The sequence below is a fragment of the Bacillus sp. CPT56D-587-MTF genome, from assembly GCF_058792335.1.
Map to the genome: position 1 here is coordinate 1,415,249 of NZ_JBYTEF010000001.1, position 15,158 is coordinate 1,430,406.

Genomic DNA, 15,158 nt, shown 5'->3' on the forward strand with positions numbered 1-15,158 from the left:
ATTAGGCAGTCTTTTTTTCGTTAAGGAGTAGTAACAAGTAATGCATGCGGATGCTGCGTTTTATATTCATCTTTCCACGGAATATTTAGTTGTTCCCACGATTCGCCGCTATCATTGGATTGAAAGACGCCATTGTTATTTAACGTGTAGAACGTATGTGGTTCGGCTTCGTTTGTAGCAAACATCGAAATGACTGTACCGATTGCAGATGGTAGTCCTTGTTGTACTTGCTGGAAAGGAGTATCTTTCGTTTTTCGATAAATATAAGATTCATAAGGGATACGGTGATGAGCGAGATCAGCACTTGGTGCGGCAGAAACGAGAATCGTATCACAATCAGCTGGATCAATTGCCATGCTGTATAAATAATGATGTTCAAGTCCTTCACTACATGAGATCCAGCTGTTTCCATTGTTATAACTTTCAAGATATGCACGATCAGGTCCGCCCATAAATCCGTCACCACATGATGCATAAAGACGATTTGGTGCTTCAGGGTGCATAAGTAATTGATGAGCATCGATAGGAGCACCGAATTTTTTATCAATCCATGTATGCCCTTTATCATTACTTTGAATAACAGCACCAGCTTCGATTGAAACGTGTATTGTATTAGGGTTGTTTGGATCAACTGTAATCCAGCGTACGTGATGGGTAAAAGGTCTAGGCGGGAAAGCCCACGTATAAGAAGATAATAATGATTTCATATTTTTAAGTTCAGTCCACGTTTCACCACCATTTTCAGAGCGAAATAAAGCGCTCGGTTCTGTGCCGACATAAACGACCCCATATCCGTTCACTTGTTCATTTGAGCTTATTGTTATGGAAGTGATAGAGGAGTGCAAAATACCATCTTCTTTAGGGAAATCAAAGTAACGATAAGAATCTCCAATGGGTCTCCATGAATCCCCGCTATCGTCGCTTAACCATAGACCTCGTCCAAATGTTCCGCAATATACACGGTTTGGGCGGAACGGATCAACAGCAATACAGGTAGGTTGCATATTTTGTAAGTGGTAAGTCGTTTCATAGTTATCATATTGTTCTTTCACTACAACAAGTTCACGTTCCATACAGAGAAATAAACGTTTCATTTTAGTAACCTCCTTAAAAAGTCTTTCATTAGTAAACAATATGAAAATAAAAAAGAAGTAGTCTTGTTTTTATTTGAGAAAAAGGGATTGTCTAAAAAGTAGCGAAGTGTGTATACAGAGGAAGCGGGCGTTTACAATCAGTCGATTCGGGATAAAGATGGGGAGTTTGTTTCATACTAACATACAGATATTGTACTTAAAGGAGTATAAGTATGGGACATTTGCATGATCATGGTCATTCAAAAAATAAAAAGGCATTACTAATTGCCTTCCTACTAACAACAAGTTTTATGATTGCAGAAGTTGTTGGTGGCTTTGTAACAAATAGCTTAGCACTACTATCTGACGCGGGGCATATGCTAAGTGATGCAGTATCTTTAGCTTTAAGTTTACTTGCGTTTAAGCTCGGAGAAAAAACAGCAACAACTGCGAAAACATACGGGTATAAGCGAGTCGAAATGTTAGCAGCATTATGTAACGGTGTCGTTCTTATTGTCATTTCGGTATACATTTTTATTGAAGCAATCCGTCGTTTTAAAGAACCAGTTGAGATTGCTAGTAATGGGATGCTCATTATTAGTGGATGGCGTGTAACACGTGATACGGTTCATATATTAATGGAAGGTGCACCACAGCACATAAATGTTGAAGAGGTAAAAAGTACGTTATTAAATATTCCGATTGTCAAAGAAGTTCATGATTTGCACATATGGTCTGTCACATCAGATTTTCAAGTATTAACATGTCATCTTATTATTAAAGGGAATGAAACGCAAAGTGTATTAAAAGAGGCTACGTATGTATTAAAGGAGAAATTTCATGTAGAACATGTCACCATTCAAGTAGAAATAGATGGTGAATTTCATCACGATGAGACAACTTGCAAAGTATGAAAGAAAAAGGATAAGAAAAAGTGTCATAACATTTTTCGCACGGCATACATATATATAATGTGGCCACAAATACTTTGCAAGGTAAATATTTCATGAAATTACTTTACTTATAAAGAGTCATCTTTTATAATCAAAAGTGGTAATTGATAAAGATTATCATTTTCAATGATCGTAGAAAGGAGTTTTTTTAAAGATGAGTAGTCAACTCCGTTTTGCTGTTGAAAATCGTAAGAGGCATTTAATTGATGAGTTAATTGGAGCAGGTGTGTTTAAGATTCGCGACCGACAATTATACGAGCTGTCTTTAGAGGAATTGGAAAAAGAGTACGAAGATATGGAAGATTATGCAAATGTTCAGGCATAGCTATATAGATTAGTCAAAGGAGAGCTGGTTACGATTTTGTGTAACCAGCTCTCCTTTTATTTCGTAGAAATTATTTTTTGTATTTCTTTCATGGGACGGAGCCAGTTTTGGGTCATTATTTGTTCCATTTGTTTTTCGTCCTGCTTCTGTAATGCTTGAATGATAGAGTGATGTTCTTCAATAGATTGACTTGCTGGAACAAAATTTTGGAAAAACAAATATTCAAGACGTAAAACGTGAAGTTGCATATTTTCTAGAAAGGGTTCAATATATTGGTTTTTAGCAATAGAAGAAATTGTATTGTGGAATTGTATATCTAATTTTAAAGCTTGTTTTGCGTTTTTTTTCTCTATAGAGTGCTGAAAATGATCATTTATTTCAGAAAGTATTTGAATATCAGCGTCTGTAATGTTTTGAAGAGCTTGCTTTCCTATAATAGAGTGAAGACCAGCCATCGTTTCATAAATGATAGATACGTCGTCTAACTTAATAGGAGCAATTTTTGTTTTTTGCCCTGGTACCATTTCCACTAATCCAGAAAGCTCTAATATTTGAAGTGCTTCTCTTACAGGTGTTCTGCTTACTCCTAGTGCCTCAGCCAATTCCCCATCATTAATTTTTTCATTGGGCTTCAGTACACCTTCAATAATCCAATTTTGTAGTTGATTTAAAACGAGTGATTTTGCTGAAATTCTTCCTGGTTTTTTATAATTTTGAGGGACAGGCATAGTGAATTCAATCCTTTCATTGTATATTTTCCTTTTTTGCATGAACAAGCTTTAATTTTTGTTTCCCTTCATCCGGCTTTTGGCTTAAGATGAGCACCATTACAATGACACAAAAAGCGCCTAATAACTGAAAAGATTGAAATGGCACGTGCAATATAAGTACAGAAGAAATAATAGCTGCGAGTGGTTCTGTGCAACCAAATAATGTTGTTTCTTTCGGAGTCAGGTATCGTATGCTGTCTAAGTATAAATAAAAGGCAATAAGTGTCCCGAAAATGACGACAAATGTGATGAGCGGTAGGGTACTTAGTTTTACATATTTCATAGTTGATAATAAAATGAATTCGTTTGTAGAAATAAAGTGTACAATCGTTACACCAATACCCCCAATAATCATGCCCCATCCAACGATAACGGAGGAAGACCATTTTTCTAACAATTCCTTTGAATATAAACTATAAAAAGCGAGAGATAATCCAGATAAAATACCCCAAATAATAGCTGGTGTAGAAACAGCCAAGTTATGAACAGACCCGTTTGTTAGTAAGAGAAAAGTGCCTGCTAATGAAAGGGTAATTGAAATGAAATCAATTTTTGATGGACGAACGTTCCATTTGAAAAGTAAGTATACAGTGATGAATATAGGAGCTAAATATTGTAATAATGTTGCCACGGCAGCATTTCCCTCTTTAATTGAAGCGAAATACGTATACTGTACAGCAAGCATACCGAATAGACCAAACAAAATCATTTTAATAGCATCAGATTTTTGTTTCCAAATGCCAAATATCTCTTTTTTTCTCGTTCCGAATGAGGAAATAATGAGCAAAATAATTCCAGATATAAGTAAACGGATCGTAACTAACCATTCGGTTGAAACATTGTCATATTGAAAAAGCTGTTGTGCAGCTGTACCAGACAAGCCCCATAAACAAGCACCGATTATGACCATTATAATTCCTTTTAATCGATTTGAATCCATATGATTTAAAATTCTCCTTTCTAAAAATATAAATTGAATACAATATGCAATATATCACAGAATAACTCGTTAATAAACTGAAATTTCTAATTTTATTTTTTATGTATAGTAAAATATTGTAGAGGAGGGGGAGTATATGTTAGCTGGATTTTTAGTTTGTTTATTTGTTGGGTTACTTATCATTTTTTTAGGGTATCAAATACATGTGAAAAAGAGGTTGTTTTTGTTAGCAGGATATCAAGAAGAAACGTTTGTTGGAGATAAAAATAAATTAGCGAAGCTTTCAGGAGCATTTTCTTATATAGTTGGAGTTGCTACTATAATATTACCGCTTGGCTTAGAAAAAATAGGGGATGTAGTTGGTATCGTATATGTTATATTAATTGTTTTAGGTACAATTGTATTTATAATTAAAGCAAACCTACTAAATAAGAGTGCTATAAAGTAAAAAGGCTTCATTCTACTGAAGCCTTTTATTAATTATTATGAAGTATAAGTAAAAGCCGGAATAGGATCAATAAATGTATTCCACTTTTGTCCCATTTCCTTTTCTGTTAATAGACAATCATCTAATGATTGTTCAATCACAGAACGATTCATATCAATACCGATAAATACGAGCTCAGTTATTCGATCTCCATATCGCTCGTCCCAGTTTTTTAATACTTCTGGTTCTTCTGCAATCATTTGATTTCTTTCAGTTTCAGGTAATGCGGCTATCCATTCACCGGCTCCTTGAATTGTAATAGAGGAACCTGCTTGAGATAGAAGCCCTATCATATTATTACGAGATGCCAGCCAGAAGAATCCTTTCGCTCTTACAACATCTAAAGGCCATTTTTCTAGCCAATTCATAAGGCGCTCGGGATGGAAAGGATATTTGCGGCGGTAAACAAAGGAATTGATACCGTATTCTTCCGTTTCCGGTGTATGATAGTCACTATTTAATTCTTGTATCCAGCCGGCCGATTGACCGGCTTCTTCATAATTAAATAGATTTGTGTTTAAAATTTCTTGTAATGGTACTTTGCTAAACGAAGATTCAAGAACTTTTGCATTAGGATTTAATTTTTTTAGTAAATGATGAAGCTCTATCACATCTTCTTTTTCTAGCAAATCTATCTTATTAAGAATAATTACGTTTGCAAATTCAATTTGATCTATTAATAAATCAATAACTTCCCGGGTATCATTCTCATCGATTGCTTGTTTTCGGTCTAATAAACTTTCTCCATCTGCAAAATCATCCCAAAATCTGTTTGCATCTACAACTGTAACCATCGTATCGAGGCGACAATTTTTCGTTAAATCAATGTTAAGAACTTCGTCTGTATAAGTAAACGTTTGAGCAACTGGAATAGGCTCACTTATACCAGAAGATTCAATAATAATATAGTCAATATCACCATTTTCCACAAGACGATTCACTTCTATCATTAAATCTTCTCGTAGTGTACAACAAATACAGCCATTTTGAATTTCTACTAGTTTTTCCTCCGTACGTGAAAAACCACCCTTTTTTATAAGAGATGCATCAATGTTTACTTCGCTCATATCATTAACGATAACAGCTACTTTTAAGTTATTCTTATTAGTCAAAATGTGATGTAGTAAGGTAGTTTTTCCAAATCCTAAAAAACCACTTAATACAGTGATAGGTACTTTTTTCATGAAATGATCTCTCCTTTAAATCGTAATGATTACGTTTTATATTAAACGATAGGAAAAGAAAAAGCAAGAATAAATCATAATGATTACGATTTAAGAATAGAAATAGACTATAAAATTTGTGCTGTAGTATGGAGCATTTGGACAAGCACATGTTTACATATAAATAAAATGGAGGCGAGAAGCTTGGTCTTTAATAGAGTTTCAAAAGAATTAGTAGGCATAGCTCTTATCGCTATGTTTCTCTTTTTATTATTTTTTGTAGATTTTACAAGTCTAGCAAATTTGCACAAAAATATGCCACAGGAATGGTTGAATGTGAATACAGTATTTTTAAGTATCATTTTTGAAGCAATACCCTTTATTTTATTAGGGGTAATTGTTTCTTCATGTATTCAAGTGTTTGTGACGGAAGATATGATTCAAAAAGTACTGCCGAAATCTCCGATTGTTGCAATGATTCCGGCAGTATTTGTGGGAGTTCTTTTTCCAATGTGTGAATGTGTCATTATACCAATTGTAAGAAGGCTCATTCAAAAGGGGTTGCCACTTCATGTAGGCATTGTTATTTTACTGAGTGCACCCATTATGAATCCAGTTGTTCTTTTATCTACTGTATATGCGTTTCCAAAAAATGATTACGTTGTATATGCACGCTTTGGGATAACAATTTTAGTTGCTCTATTCATAGGTCTAATTGTGTATTATTGCTATCGCGAAAGAAATGTTTTAAAAGATGTAGAGGTTTCAGTTCAAACAAGCAATAAAAAGAGTTGGAAAGATGTTATGAATCACATTGTAGATGAGTTTTTTGATACTGGTAAGTATTTATTGATTGGTGCTTTTTTAGCAAGTGTATTTCAAACGTTTTTTGATCGGAATGTACTGGATGCAGTAGCACATAACGAAGTAATTGCCCCCTTTATTATGATGGGATTTGGTTATGTTTTATCAATTTGCTCTGCAGCCGATGCTTTTATAGCGGCATCTTTTGGACATGTTTTCTCGGTAAAGGCACTTCTCGCATTTCTTGTGTTTGGGCCTATGCTTGATATGAAAAATACGTTAATGCTATTTGCATATTTTCAAAAGAGATTTGTATTCTTTTTGATAGGAATTGTCATTATATCTGTGTATACCATCCTGCAAATCATAATGTTATAGGAGGTGAGAAAGAATGGGGAAAGAGGAGCAGAAGGCATATCATTGCTATATTCGTGGCATTATTTTAATTGGTTTAGCAATGCTCTTATTTAAACTACTTGTAACAGGGAATATTTATAATTTTATCGCTCCAAAAATGATCAAATTTACGTATATAGCTTTTGTAGTAATTTTAATTTTTGGTATTGTACAGGTTTGGAGAGATGGAAGAGAAAAACAGCATGATTGTAATTGTTGTAAACATCATACAACATCAAAATCAGGGATAAAAAGTTTCTTTGTATATGTTTTATTTGTCGTTCCGATAGTTAGTGCTTTTCTCTTTGGAAGTGTAACAATTGATGGAAGTTTAGCAGGAAAAAGGGGTATGAATCAAAGTGTACAGTCGAGAAGTCTAGAAAGAAACGAAAAAGAGGGGAAACAGGTTAAGTTTGATGGGCGAGAAGTATCAGTTGATCCAGAAGAAACATCAAATTTAGCAACGACTTATAAAACGGAAGAGCAAGTAGTAAAAAGTATGTTAGGACAGCGTAAACTACAAGTAAAGGATAAGGATTATGTTCAAACAATGAATGTAATTGGTCAAAATGTCAATTGGTTTAAAGGGAAAGAAATTACATTCTTAGGGTTTATATATAAGGATAAAGATGTGACGGGTAATAAAGCAGTAGTGGCTCGATATGGTATAACTTGTTGTATTGCGGATGCATCAGTCTGGGGGATGATTGTTACCGGGAAAAATATTGAAAAAATTCCAGAAGAAACATGGGTGAAAATAACAGGATTATTAGATGAAACGACATATAAAGGAACAGTCTTTCCACTTGTAAAAGTAAACAAAATCGAGAAAATTAATAAGCCAACTGACCCATATGTATATGATGCTTTACCTCAATAGAAAAGAATAAATTCTTCATATTTTCATGAAATAGAATCATAATCATGGCAATAAAAAAATAAAGATAAGAGTAATTTGGTTTGTTAAAAATATGTGCAGAAGGAGTTATGCGATGAACTGGGTTACTCATAAACCATCATTTGAATTTGAAACATTTAGTCCTATTATTCGGTCACAATCTGCGTGGAGTGGACATTTAGATTTTGCATATGACTTAGTACGATTTGAAAAACCGGAAACTTTAGTTGAGTTAGGTACACATCTAGGTGCTTCTTTCTTCAGTTTTTGTCAAGGAGTAAAAGATGGAGGGTTATCGACTAAATGCTTTGCAGTAGATACTTGGGCTGGAGATGGGCATACAGGTCCATATGGAGAAGGGGTTTTTCAAATAGTAGAAAAAGTAGTGAGCGATAACTACCTTAATATAGGAAATTTAATTCGATCTACTTTTGATGATGCTGTAGACCGGTTTCAAGATGAAACGATAAATCTTTTGCATATTGATGGCTATCATACGTATGAAGCTGTTTCTCACGATTATAATACATGGCTACCGAAAGTCGCGAAAAACGGTATTGTATTATTTCATGATATTGAAGTTAGAAGTGGTGATTTCGGCGTGTATAAGTTTTGGGATGAGGTAAAAGCGAAGTGCCCTCATTTTCAATTTGCGCATTCATATGGACTGGGAGTGTTATTTCCGAAGGGTTGTAGTGATAAGTTTGAGGAAATACTTAAAAATAAAGAAGAAATACAAAATATGTATAAATAAAGATAGGGCATACATCATTTTAAGGATGTGTGCCCTATTTTTTGCGTAGAAAATAATGGTGTGAATTAAAAAGTTAAGATAGTTGTAAAAAGTTTTGTTGCAGCAAATATTAAAAAAGTTAGTATGGGATTGTTCCTTGTAAATAAAGTGAAGCTTTAATATGTTCATATCGATTCGGAATTTTACAGTAGTTAATTTCTTACCTAAGTGCTTTGCACTTACTGAATTTTAAGGCGGAGGTCTTATTGGCCGAAAATATCGGGATAAATAAAAATACAACATTTTTTATATTTTTCATTGCGAAAAACGTAATCTACTTTTACAATAGAAAGGGTTGTGAATATATTATACTGGAAAAATAAATCGAAATAATATGAAAATTTTGTTTTGTCTTCGCTAATTGTATATTACATACATGTAAGACGACATACGTCATGTTATCGACTTGTAAGGAGAGAAAAAAATGAAAAGTGTAAGATTACCATCGATGCTAGAAATCATAGTTCTTTTATTACTATTTCTTGCTGTTGTCTTTTCCTTCCAAACGATTTTTGATCTCCCAATTCAATTAGCGCTATTTATTTCATGGTTTTTAGTAATTGCGCTTGGATTAAGATTAGGATTTCGTTATCAAGAATTGCAAGATGCAATTACGAAAGGGATTTCTAACGGATTAGAAGCAATACTGATTTTAGTTGCAGTAGGTGCTTTAATTGGAACGTGGATTGCTGGTGGGGTAGTACCAACATTAATCTATTATGGATTAGAATTTATTCACCCTAGCATATTCCTATTAGCAACATTAATTATTTGTTCTATAACTTCTATCGCAACAGGAACGTCTTGGGGAACAGTGGGAACAGCAGGTATTGCTATGATGGCGATTGGTGAAGGACTTGGTTTACCACTTCCGCTTGTTGCGGGTGCAGTTCTTTCAGGAGCTTATTTCGGCGATAAATTATCACCACTTTCTGATAGCACAGTTCTTGCAGCTTCTATGGCGAAAGTAGATGTTATTGCTCACGTTCGAGCTATGCTCGTATTAGATGTTCCGGCTTATATTATTACTAGTATTATGTTTACTGTAGCTGGTTGGATGTATGGCGGTGATAATGTAGATTTGAATCGAGTAGAATTTTTAAAAGAAGCTTTATTAAAGCAATTTGATATTAAAATATGGATGCTTGTTCCGGCGGTCATTGTTATCGTTCTATTAGCGATGAAGAAACCGTCTATGCCAACAATTGCAATGGGAGCTTTAATTGGTGCAATTTGGGCAACTCTTTTCCAAGGGATGAACTTTGGAGAGGCGATTGGAACAGCTTATAACGGATTCTCAATTCAATCTGGTGTTGAGTTTGTTGACAAGTTATTAAACCGTGGTGGAATTAACGGCATGCTTGGCTCAGTAGCCGTTATTATTTTCGGTTTAGGATTTGGTGGATTACTTGAAAAACTAGGTGTTTTAAAAGTAATCGTATCAAAATTTGAGAAGAAATTAAATTCTGCAGGTAATGTAACATTGTCTACATTAATCGTGGCATTCTTAGCTAATATATTTGGTTGTGCGATGTATGTATCACTAATTTTAACACCAAAAATTATGGAAGATAGCTATGATAAATTAAAAATAGACCGTCGTGTATTAGCGCGTAACTCAGAAGTAGGTGGAACGTTAACTTCAGGTATGGTTCCATGGTCTGATAATGGTATTTTTATGGCTGGTATTTTAGGTGTAGCAACGTTCTCATACGTTCCGTTTATGTGGTTAAGCTTCGTATCGTTAATTTTAGCAGTTATTTACGGATATACAGGCAAATTCATCTGGTATGTAGATGATGCAGATAAAGGAAAGCAAGCATCATAAAATAAAAATCACCTTCTACAATATGTAGAAGGTGATTTTTTTATTTTTTAATAGCATTTGCTGAAGTTATTTCATTCTCATATTTAGCAATTTTTTGTTGTATCTTTTTTAAGTTTTTTTCAGTGTCTTGCATGAGCTGTAAGACATTGGTCTCCTGTTGTTTCATTAATGCTAACCTTTGAAGGATGGTAGATTCTCCTTCCATAGACCAGTCGATAAATTGTTTTATTTTTTGAATTGGCATACTGGTGTTTTTTAAACACAAAATCATTTCTAAATATTTCAGTGCTTCTTCATCAAAAACTCGATCTCCTTTTTCGTTTCTTTGCAGAAAAGGAAACAGTCCTTGTTTATCGTAATAACGTATTTGAGAAATAGTTAAATGTTGCATTTTGGCGACTTGCCCAATTGTATAATACATATCATTCATCCTTTTATTACCAAGGTATAATGCCATCTTTGTTAAGTATTTTACCATTATAGTTTGTTTCACTTAATGCATATTTAATAATAATTTTAGCACTTTCAGTGGTTGTATGGCCACCAGGGGAATTTCCATTAAGATCCGTAGTTGTAAAACCAGGAGTTACCCCAAATACTTCTGGACCGTTAGTGGCAAATTCTTTACTAAAAGCTAATGTTAAAGCATTAATAGCTGTTTTGGAAGAATTATATCCTAGTGTATTAATTGGATGTGTTTCACCATTAGCAAACATTGTTAGTGAGGCCATGTCAGTTGTTACATTTATGATTTTACTGTTGCTTGAATTCTTTAATAATGGTAAAAAGGCTTGCATCATTTGGAAAGTTCCAAAAAAATTAACTTCAAATCCTTGGCGTAAAGTTTCAATATTTAATTCACTAGGTAGTGTATTGAAGTCTAGCGCTATGCCTGCGTTATTAATTAATAAATGTAAGTGGTCAGTCATTTCGTAAATTTTCTTTATTGCTTCTTGAATGGATTGTGAATTTGAAATATCTACTTGAATATAGGAAACGTTTGAAACATTTAAAGATTCTACGGCTTGTTGTCCAAGTTGTTCATTACGAGCACCTAAAAATACGTGATAATCTTTTTCTGCTAATTGACGAACAAGTTCATATCCAATTCCTTTATTTGCACCTGTTATAAAAGCATATTTTTTCATATTGAATTCCTCCAGTAGTGTTATAGTAGGTTACAATGGAAAGGATACAGCCTAAACTTAAGTTTAGGTCAAGAGGAATTTTTTAAAATAAATATAGAATATCTATATATAAGAGTGAGAATTCTTATCATTTAAGAGAAAGTCTGTTATTATAAGAGATGTAGGTATTATATTTTCAAGGGAATGAAAACATGGAGTACAGAATTGAAAGAGATACATTAGGAGAAATAAAAGTTCCAGCTGATAAATTATGGGCAGCACAAACACAACGTAGTAAAGAAAACTTTCCAATTGGAACAGAGCAAATGCCACTTGAAATTGTAAAAGCATTTGCAATTTTAAAGAAGAGTGCAGCGCTTAGCAATCAAAAATTAGGAAAGCTATCAGAAGAAAAAGCAGAAGCAATTGTAGAAGCTGCGGATGAAGTGATTGCAGGGAAATGGAATGAACATTTTCCGCTTGTCGTATGGCAAACAGGTAGTGGTACACAGTCAAACATGAATGTGAATGAAGTAATTGCAAATCGTGGGAATCAAATTTTGAAAGAGAAGGGATCTGACGTACATATTCATCCGAATGATGATGTGAACATGTCACAAAGTTCAAATGATACATTTCCAACGGCGCTTCATGTAGCTTGTGTAATCGCAGTAGAAAATCACGTATTACCAGCAATTACGAAATTAAAAGAAACTTTAGCAGAAAAAGTAACTGCATTTGAACATATTATAAAAATTGGTCGTACACATTTACAAGATGCAACGCCGTTAACTTTAGGGCAAGAAATTAGCGGATGGCACCGTATGCTTGAAAAAACAGAGCGTATGATTGCAGAGAGCAATACATATATGAAAGAGTTAGCAATTGGTGGAACTGCGGTTGGAACAGGTATCAATGCTCATCCTAAATTTGGTGAGATGGTATCAGAGGAAATTAGTCAATTTACAGGTAAACAATTTGTTTCTGCACCAAATAAGTTCCATGCATTAACGAGCCATGATGAAGTTGTATATACTCACGGTGCATTAAAAGCATTAGCTGCGGATTTAATGAAAATCGCTAACGATGTACGTTGGCTTGCAAGTGGTCCACGTAGTGGTCTTGGAGAAATTATTATTCCAGCAAATGAACCGGGAAGCTCTATTATGCCAGGGAAAGTAAATCCAACGCAAAGTGAAGCATTAACGATGGTTGTAGCGCAAGTGATGGGGAATGATGCAACAATCGGATTTGCTGCGAGCCAAGGTAACTTTGAGTTAAATGTATTTAAACCTGTTATTGCTTATAACTTCTTACAATCAGCTCACTTATTAGCGGATGCAATTGTTTCGTTTAATGACAATTGTGCAGTTGGTATTGAAGCAGATGAAGAAGTAATTAATGAAAATGTGAATCGTTCACTAATGCTTGTAACAGCGCTAAACCCACATATCGGATATGAAAATGCAGCGAAAATTGCGAAGCATGCTCATAAAGAAGGGTTAACTTTAAAAGAAGCAGCATTGCAATCTGGGCTACTAACAGAAGAGCAATTTGATGAAATTGTAGATCCAAAGAAAATGATTGCTCCAAAAGAGTAATAGAGAAAGCCAAGGTTCTTAGTATAGAATCTTGGCTTTTTTGATGTTCATTTTTATGTTTCATCTACTTGCAATACTACAAGCTTCAAAATATATTATTTGTTAGCAGGCGTATTCATTACTTTCATCTGTGGGCAGTTCTCTTTTAAGAGTGAAATGAATTTTTCTTCTTCTAGTGGTACGAAAGTGGTCACTGAGTCAAATAAATTGTAATGGATTTCTAATTGTTGTCTAGTCCATTTTTTTGAATGAAGTTTTTTACCAGAGTATTTAACGTGACGAATATCTTCAAATGGAATTTCAGTATGAAAAATGAAACCGTGTTTTACAACAAGAGATGATTCCGTTATGTTGTAGTGAGAGAAATAGAATGAAGAAAGATTCACGATATTTAATAGCATCATGAGAGTGAAAAAAATAGAATTTTCATTTTGGAAGAATAACGAAACGAAAAAAATAATTATAAATAATGTAATGAAAATGACGTGGAATGGATTTTTTTTCGCTTTAAATTTCAAGTTAGTCACCTCGGTATACTTGTTCTTTAACTAAATTAAATCATAACATTGTGATAAAACGTGTGAATATGCAGAATTGCATATTCGCGCGTTTTATTATTCATGTAAAATTTCTTGATGGGATAAATTCAAAAGAAGTTTTGTAATAGTGGAGTGGCATAAAGTGACTTACAAGAATAGAAAGATAGCGTTAGTCATAATTAGTTGTATGATCATTATGAGTAGTTGTGCTAATAAATTTGTTGAAGATAGAAATCGAAAGCATACATTTGTACAAGCAAGTAAGGTTTTAGTAGAGACTGTAAATAGAATATATAAAAAGTAAAGGATGTTTTCTTATACGAAAACATCTTTTTTCTAGTTAAAATTGAATACTGAAGTTTTGGAATGAGTGAATACCAGTTCCATATTCACTAATCGCATATGTATTCTGTGCAATTTGTTTAACGGTAAACTAAGGGTCTTAAAGAATATTTATGTTCTATTTCACATCCTATAAAATGAATTTGTATAAACATATTCGCTTTTCGTTGTATTAAACCCTTTTGTTAGATGTTTTTATAAAAGTTTATAAAATGGGCAAACGAAACGTTGAAATGTTTGTTTGTGTTGTGATAAGATGATGAAGTGATAATAAACGATATATTGATTTGTTTGGTTTTAAATAAACATTTTGAAGGAGTGTTTAGTATGAGCGATATTTCAGAGAAGTTTTGGGATGCGTCAATAGAGGAATTAAAGAAAGGGTATGTGTTTGATGAAGAAAAAGAGGAGTACATTTGCTTAGCTTGTGGTGAAACATTTATTAAAGGTGTTATTTATCAAGATAACCAAATTTTGTATGAAGCAGAGAAGTTCGTCCAATTGCATATTCAAAATGAGCATACGTCTATGTTTGATTATTTGTTAAATATGGATAAGAAATTTACTGGTTTAACGGATTTACAAAAGAAAATGGTTCAGTTTTTCCATATGGGACTGAATGATAAAGAAATTGTAAAAGAGATGGATGGCGGAAGTACATCAACAATTCGTAATCATCGATTTACACTGCGAGAGAAAATGAAGCAAGCAAAAGTATTTTTAGCGCTAATGGAATTATCAGAAGAAAAATCAAAAGTACAAACGAAATTTGTGCCAATTCATAGAACAGCAACGATGGTGGATGATCGATACAATATTACGGAAGAAGAAAATGATGAAGTATTAAAAGCTCATTTTACAGAAGGATTAGATGGACCTCTCTCTAAATTTCCGAAGAAACAAAAGCGTAAATTAATTATATTGCGCCATTTAGTGAAGAAGTTTGATAGTAATAAAAAGTATACTGAAAAAGAAGTAAATACAGTGATAGAAAATGTATACCCTGATTTTGTAACTTTAAGAAGATATTTAATCGAATATGGATTTTTAGATCGAACAGCCGATGGAAGTCAATATTGGGTGAAGTTATAATCATACGAAAAGAAAATGAATAGAAGC

The 15,158-nt window shown here is 33.6% G+C and carries 16 protein-coding genes; 9 read left to right on the forward strand and 7 right to left on the reverse strand.

The annotated features are described in order from the left end of the window. Positions 1–20 precede the first annotated feature (20 nt). Positions 21–1,094, reverse strand: a complete 1,074-nt coding sequence (locus AC3WVZ_RS07465) for a WD40/YVTN/BNR-like repeat-containing protein (RefSeq protein ID WP_205172268.1) — start codon at positions 1,092–1,094, stop codon at positions 21–23. A 212-nt stretch (positions 1,095–1,306) separates the two neighbouring features. On the opposite strand from AC3WVZ_RS07465, the gene AC3WVZ_RS07470 reads away from it, so the two are divergent. Together AC3WVZ_RS07470 and fbpA are read left to right on the forward strand one after the other, a co-directional pair. After that, the gene (locus tag AC3WVZ_RS07470) at positions 1,307–1,987 is read left to right on the forward strand and encodes a cation diffusion facilitator family transporter (RefSeq protein WP_233936238.1); all 681 of its coding nucleotides are present in this window, start codon (positions 1,307–1,309) and stop codon (positions 1,985–1,987) included. A gap of 193 nt (positions 1,988–2,180) precedes the next feature. Then, a complete protein-coding gene (gene fbpA, locus AC3WVZ_RS07475; RefSeq protein WP_000098303.1) occupies positions 2,181–2,351 on the forward strand; it encodes a Fur-regulated basic protein FbpA in 171 nt (56 codons plus the stop codon). A 56-nt stretch (positions 2,352–2,407) separates the two neighbouring features. On the opposite strand, the gene AC3WVZ_RS07480 is transcribed toward fbpA, so the two are convergent. Next, on the reverse strand, positions 2,408–3,079 hold the full coding sequence (locus tag AC3WVZ_RS07480) for a GntR family transcriptional regulator (protein WP_002040907.1): 672 nt from the start codon (positions 3,077–3,079) through the stop codon (positions 2,408–2,410). Between the two features lie 16 nt (positions 3,080–3,095). Beyond that, a complete protein-coding gene (locus AC3WVZ_RS07485; protein ID WP_033696015.1) occupies positions 3,096–4,061 on the reverse strand; it encodes a DMT family transporter in 966 nt (321 codons plus the stop codon). Positions 4,062–4,197: 136 nt separating this feature from the next. Between AC3WVZ_RS07485 and AC3WVZ_RS07490 the strand changes: the two genes are divergently transcribed. Continuing rightward, complete coding sequence (locus AC3WVZ_RS07490; protein ID WP_017673981.1) at positions 4,198–4,509, forward strand: DUF3784 domain-containing protein; 312 nt, start codon at positions 4,198–4,200, stop codon at positions 4,507–4,509. 35 nt (positions 4,510–4,544) lie between these two features. Here AC3WVZ_RS07490 and AC3WVZ_RS07495 read toward each other — a convergent pair whose 3' ends face one another. After that, positions 4,545–5,732, reverse strand: coding sequence for a GTP-binding protein (locus AC3WVZ_RS07495; RefSeq protein WP_233936240.1), 1,188 nt, complete (start codon positions 5,730–5,732; stop codon positions 4,545–4,547). A 168-nt stretch (positions 5,733–5,900) separates the two neighbouring features. Here AC3WVZ_RS07495 and AC3WVZ_RS07500 point away from each other — a divergent pair, with 168 nt between their 5' ends. From AC3WVZ_RS07500 to nhaC, 4 genes are all read left to right on the forward strand, one after another. Next, positions 5,901–6,893 carry a permease gene (locus tag AC3WVZ_RS07500; RefSeq protein WP_171287437.1) on the forward strand — a complete coding sequence of 331 codons (993 nt, stop codon included), beginning with the start codon at positions 5,901–5,903 and terminating at the stop codon, positions 6,891–6,893. Positions 6,894–6,906: 13 nt separating this feature from the next. Then, positions 6,907–7,791, forward strand: coding sequence for a TIGR03943 family putative permease subunit (locus tag AC3WVZ_RS07505; protein WP_000513979.1), 885 nt, complete (start codon positions 6,907–6,909; stop codon positions 7,789–7,791). Positions 7,792–7,903: 112 nt separating this feature from the next. Continuing rightward, positions 7,904–8,563 carry a class I SAM-dependent methyltransferase gene (locus AC3WVZ_RS07510; protein WP_001104669.1) on the forward strand — a complete coding sequence of 220 codons (660 nt, stop codon included), beginning with the start codon at positions 7,904–7,906 and terminating at the stop codon, positions 8,561–8,563. Positions 8,564–9,026: 463 nt separating this feature from the next. Further along, a complete protein-coding gene (nhaC, locus tag AC3WVZ_RS07515; protein ID WP_000843992.1) occupies positions 9,027–10,430 on the forward strand; it encodes a Na+/H+ antiporter NhaC in 1,404 nt (467 codons plus the stop codon). Positions 10,431–10,470: 40 nt separating this feature from the next. Here nhaC and AC3WVZ_RS07520 read toward each other — a convergent pair whose 3' ends face one another. After that, positions 10,471–10,851 carry a MerR family transcriptional regulator gene (locus AC3WVZ_RS07520; protein ID WP_000291863.1) on the reverse strand — a complete coding sequence of 127 codons (381 nt, stop codon included), beginning with the start codon at positions 10,849–10,851 and terminating at the stop codon, positions 10,471–10,473. Positions 10,852–10,867: 16 nt separating this feature from the next. Continuing rightward, a complete protein-coding gene (locus tag AC3WVZ_RS07525; RefSeq protein ID WP_000759544.1) occupies positions 10,868–11,578 on the reverse strand; it encodes an SDR family NAD(P)-dependent oxidoreductase in 711 nt (236 codons plus the stop codon). A 191-nt stretch (positions 11,579–11,769) separates the two neighbouring features. Between AC3WVZ_RS07525 and fumC the strand changes: the two genes are divergently transcribed. Beyond that, positions 11,770–13,158: a class II fumarate hydratase gene (gene fumC, locus AC3WVZ_RS07530; RefSeq protein WP_000456608.1), complete on the forward strand. Its 1,389-nt coding sequence runs from the start codon at positions 11,770–11,772 to the stop codon at positions 13,156–13,158. 95 nt (positions 13,159–13,253) lie between these two features. Here fumC and AC3WVZ_RS07535 read toward each other — a convergent pair whose 3' ends face one another. Next, complete coding sequence (locus AC3WVZ_RS07535; RefSeq protein ID WP_000669069.1) at positions 13,254–13,676, reverse strand: PH domain-containing protein; 423 nt, start codon at positions 13,674–13,676, stop codon at positions 13,254–13,256. 690 nt (positions 13,677–14,366) lie between these two features. On the opposite strand from AC3WVZ_RS07535, the gene AC3WVZ_RS07540 reads away from it, so the two are divergent. Next, a complete protein-coding gene (locus AC3WVZ_RS07540; RefSeq protein ID WP_001280271.1) occupies positions 14,367–15,131 on the forward strand; it encodes a DUF2087 domain-containing protein in 765 nt (254 codons plus the stop codon). Positions 15,132–15,158: the final 27 nt, after the last annotated feature.